The organism is Lentisphaera araneosa HTCC2155, assembly GCF_000170755.1.
In the GTDB taxonomy this organism is placed as follows: domain Bacteria; phylum Verrucomicrobiota; class Lentisphaeria; order Lentisphaerales; family Lentisphaeraceae; genus Lentisphaera; species Lentisphaera araneosa.
Genome location: NZ_ABCK01000059.1, coordinates 1 through 4,388, shown reverse-complemented (window position 1 = coordinate 4,388; position 4,388 = coordinate 1). Strand labels below are relative to the sequence as shown.

Here is a 4,388-nt window from a genome sequence, read left to right as displayed (position 1 = left end):
AATGTGTTGCATAGGAATGACGCAGGGAATGCACCGACACCTGTTTGGCGAGGCCACTATCAGCCAAAGCCGCTTTAAAGGCCGACTGCACCCCGCCCTTATCCATGTGCAAAGTCGTTTTGGAATTGCTACGACTTTTCCCGGCATAACGCGGAAATAGCAGTAGCGGATTGCGGTGCATCACCCAGTAATCCCTTAGCATCTGGTAAGTCACTTGGGGCAAGGGAACGAGACGGTCTTTGTAGCCCTTGGAATTGCGCACATGTAAACGCATGCGATCCTTGCAAATGTCGCCTGTTTGAATTCTCACACCCTCGCTGATGCGTAGACCCATGGAATAAATTGCTGTGAGACAAGTTCGATAGCGAGCTTTTTCCAAATGAGACAAAATCAGTAAAGTTTCATCTTGGCTGAGGATATCGGGTAAGGATTTTACTCGGGGGATACGAACAATTTCGAGCCATTTCCACTCGCGCTTGAGCACGTATTGATAAAAAAAACTTAGGGCACAGCGATCCATCTTCACCGTGCTCCAGGAATAAGTATCCACCAATTCAGAAAAGTAGAGCTTGAGCTCCTCTTCTTTAAGTTGATCAAGAGGCGAAGCAATCAAATCATTGACGCGACGCAAAGCTCGCAAGTAGTTGTCCACTGTACTCTTTGCCTTAGCTTGGAGCTTAAGCTCCAATTGCATCGCTCTATAATATTTTTGGAATGAATCATTCATCATTTTTCTCCGTTTAATTAAGCCAGAACACAAAACTGTGTCCTTGATAAGCTACAGAGAAAAACTACCGTAAAAGAAGACCAAACTACAAATTAAAAGGCACCGAGGAAAGTTTTGACAAGGGGAGAAAATGACTTACACAAGCACAGCCTGCCGCAGGGCGGCTTCGTTCAACCAAGGATCGGAGTTGAGATTCTCGTTCCTCGAATCCAACTCAATCCAGACGTTATGTGATAATAAATATTAACTATTTGTATTGCTGCTATTAAAAAGTAAATTATAAAAAACGAATTTGAGATTATTATGATAAAGGTTGTAAAACGGGTTTCAAAAAAACAAAATACTGATTTAGCTTTTTGGTTAACACAAACACCAGAAGAACGCTTATCATGTGTAGAATTATTAAGGCGTCAATACAATGGAAATTCACCCAGACTTCAACGATCTGCTAAACTTATTCAACGAACAAAAAGTTAAATATATAATCGTTGGCGGGTATGCTCTTGCATACCATGGAGCACCAAGGTATACAGGCGACATTGATCTGTGGATCAAAATTTCTCAAGATAATGCAGAAAAAGTTGTTAGTGCTCTAAACGAATTTGGTTTTGGCTCTCTAGGCATTAAACAAGAAGACTTCATTCATGAAGATCAAGTTCTCCAATTGGGTTATCCTCCAGTTAGAATCGATATAATGACATCCATAGATGGAGTAAATTTTGATTCTGCATATAAAAATGCCGAAAAGACAACAATGGGAGATTTAGAAATCATCATGATTTCCAAAAGCGACTTGATTAAAAATAAGAAAGCAACATCAAGACACCAAGATTTAGCTGATTTAGAGTCTCTAGGAGAACTGTAAACACATAACAAGAAACTGGAGTAGATACTTTCGTTATGAGTCACAATTTAAATAGAAAGTACAACTCAGTTTAGACGTTAGAACATAATAATGAACAAATTAATAGAAACACTTACAAACGGAATTAAGTCCGATACGATACTCCCTGAATCAGTCTTAAAATCAATTGATTTAGATAATTATCTAGACAATCGAGATGCAGATGAAAAATCAGAAGAAGAATGGAATAAACTAAACGATCAGTTACCTGAATTAGACATATTTTCAGTAGAAGGTTTTGAGGAATTACATTTATTAGTTTTTCAGAAATGCACCAAATTTTGCGGAGTCAGCGATTTATCTTGTTACACAGCAGAAGATTTTGGATTTCTAGTACAATTAGAAATAGCAAATATTAAAAATGAATGGTCAGATAATCTATTAAAAACATATATAAATGGATCCTTACCTTAAATAGAAAAAGTTCTAACCATTAGATCCACCTGATACTCTCGTACCTCGAGCACAGGTGATCTAGGACGTTCGGTAAGAATAAAAAAGGGAAATACTTCATGTTAAAAGTAATAATATTATCATTAATAATTCTTCTATTCTCATGTAGTGAAAATAACTCACAAATCACCTCTACTTATTTTGAAAAAGAATATGCCAAAGAAATAGATTTTTTGAATCAAAATATTGCAGATATATACTCTCAATGTAAAGCCAATGGTAAAGTTTCAAAAGAAATTAACGATCAACTTTTAAACTCTAAAATTCTAGAGATCTCAATATGGGAATATTTAAAAGATGATAAAAATGGATATTCTTTAAAAAGCTCTGAAGAGACAATCGGATCCTCTACAAGTAATCTCATAAATCCTTCAAAAGTCGGTGAAACAACTATAACAAAATGGTCTCACAATAAAGGCGATATATACGAATATCAAAAAATGGTTACTGTAATTGACACAAAGAAAATTGGATATGCTATAAAAATAAAATAAACCGAACCATTAGATCCACCTGATACTCTCGTACCTCGAGCACAGGTGATCTAGGACGTTAGTATATAATAAATAATAATGAAAGAAACGAGAATCCATGAATCGCGGATGCACACATTCACAATGATCAGAATTTAGATGATTTTAGAACAAAACAGAGTCAGAAATAATTATCCCAGATGATCGGATTTTATAAATTTAAAAACAAGAAAAGACAAAATACTAACCAAAAACTGGAGTTGATACTTTCGTTGTGAGTCACAATTTAGATAGAAAGTACGAACTCAGTTTAGACGTTATACTAGAATAAAATAAAAACATACAACATGAACTATATTGAAATATTAAACACATATAAAAATTCAGCAGATATTATTCAAAAAGTAAAACTTATGGAAGATAATAATTTCGAAAAATGGCTCATTAGAAATGAAGTTCTAAAGTTTATTAATTCTGATAAGAATGAACTAAAAGATATGTCTAAAAAAGATATGATCAAAAGAATTGAAGATATATATAAAGCCATGGATGAACTATAAAACAAAGTATAACCAGAAACTGGAGTTGATACTTTCGTTATGAGTCAAATTTTAGGTAGAAAGTACAACTCAGTTTAGACGTTAGTCTAAAATAAAATGGAACAAAAAGATATACATATTTCTACATATTACCTCCTGTTAATCACAAGTGTAATAACCCCATTTTTTATCATAAAATCCAATCCACTATTGGCAGCAGTAAGCGGAATAACCCTTTCTCTACTATGGATTATATTCATGCCAAAAACTTGTCGAAGTGGTGGAATGTTTACTCTTGTAGTAACTATGTTTCATATAGGAATCGGTATTTCATGGATAGCAAATCTTATAAAAATAATAATTAAATGAAAGAAAATAAAAAAAAGACTAACGAATAAGATTAGATTTCGCTGATATTAAAGGGAACCCAAAGTAGCCGGAATCTTAATCAATGGTTGGACGAGCCCCATGCTCGGACCCCGCCCTATGTATTTAGCTTTTTAGCCTGAGGGAGATGAAGGGGTCAATTTTGCCCCAAAAAAGGCAATGGATACGCCTGTTTGACTAGATGGACTCACTACTTTTGTGAAGGTCGATTCTTTTCCTAGGATTAATCGCAATCGAAAGATTTTTTGAAGGGCATTTATACTGAAATTCCTCAAATTTGGGCATAGGGGATCTATGACCCAAAGTTTTGTACTGAAAAAATTAATGAATAAACTTAGGAGATTGAAACTATAGGCGGCGAGCGTGCCCCTACTGACACTAAAGATTCTTGCTTGAGACGTCCTTCACTAATGACTCGGCCAATGGGCAGCATAATGCCCTGACAAAGACTGCAGCGTAGCGCAGGTAATTTTGGCGGAGGATCATTGGGAATTTTGACTTCCAGTAAGTTCTGCATAAGAAAGAGTTTTTTCTTGGCTGCAGGAGCGAGAAAACCGTATTCCCGCACGCGATGGAAGCCCCTTGGCAAGACGTGCTGAGCGAGGCGCTGTAAAAACTCCACGGGTCCAAAATCTTTGGAGTCCATCCGCTTGGTCTGCGAATCCTTATACCGCAGTCGAACTTTATCCTCTTTTTCGGACAAGGATTGCTCTGAAACTACACCTCGCATGAGGTAGCGACCAAGGTATTCGAGGGCATGAAGCCCTTGGCCTACACTTCGGCAATCCACATTCCACTTTTTTGCATAAAGCGAGGATTGGAAGCCAATTTTGTGCTCAGTTAAGGCTGCGAGAAATTTACCCCGATACAATGCGCCTAAAGCTTTATTGTTGACGAGATAATTT

6 protein-coding genes are annotated in these 4,388 nt (G+C 36.4%); 4 read left to right on the top strand and 2 right to left on the bottom strand.

From position 1 onward, the window contains the following. Positions 1–730: tyrosine-type recombinase/integrase (locus LNTAR_RS24440; RefSeq protein ID WP_040915783.1), on the bottom strand; the 730-nt coding region annotated here is incomplete at its 3' end. Positions 731–1,145: 415 nt separating this feature from the next. Between LNTAR_RS24440 and LNTAR_RS24435 the strand changes: the two genes are divergently transcribed. From LNTAR_RS24435 to LNTAR_RS24420, 4 genes are all read left to right on the top strand, one after another. Further along, the gene (locus LNTAR_RS24435; protein WP_007281459.1) at positions 1,146–1,592 is read left to right on the top strand and encodes a DUF6036 family nucleotidyltransferase; all 447 of its coding nucleotides are present in this window, start codon (positions 1,146–1,148) and stop codon (positions 1,590–1,592) included. A 90-nt stretch (positions 1,593–1,682) separates the two neighbouring features. Continuing rightward, positions 1,683–2,045, top strand: coding sequence for a hypothetical protein (locus LNTAR_RS24430; protein WP_007281458.1), 363 nt, complete (start codon positions 1,683–1,685; stop codon positions 2,043–2,045). Between the two features lie 98 nt (positions 2,046–2,143). Next, complete coding sequence (locus tag LNTAR_RS24425) at positions 2,144–2,578, top strand: hypothetical protein (protein ID WP_007281457.1); 435 nt, start codon at positions 2,144–2,146, stop codon at positions 2,576–2,578. Between the two features lie 326 nt (positions 2,579–2,904). Beyond that, entirely contained in the window at positions 2,905–3,117 is a 213-nt protein-coding gene (locus tag LNTAR_RS24420; protein ID WP_007281456.1) for a hypothetical protein, read from the top strand. 700 nt (positions 3,118–3,817) lie between these two features. On the opposite strand, the gene LNTAR_RS24415 is transcribed toward LNTAR_RS24420, so the two are convergent. After that, the coding region (locus tag LNTAR_RS24415) for a transposase (protein WP_007281455.1) at positions 3,818–4,388 on the bottom strand (571 nt) is incomplete at its 5' end.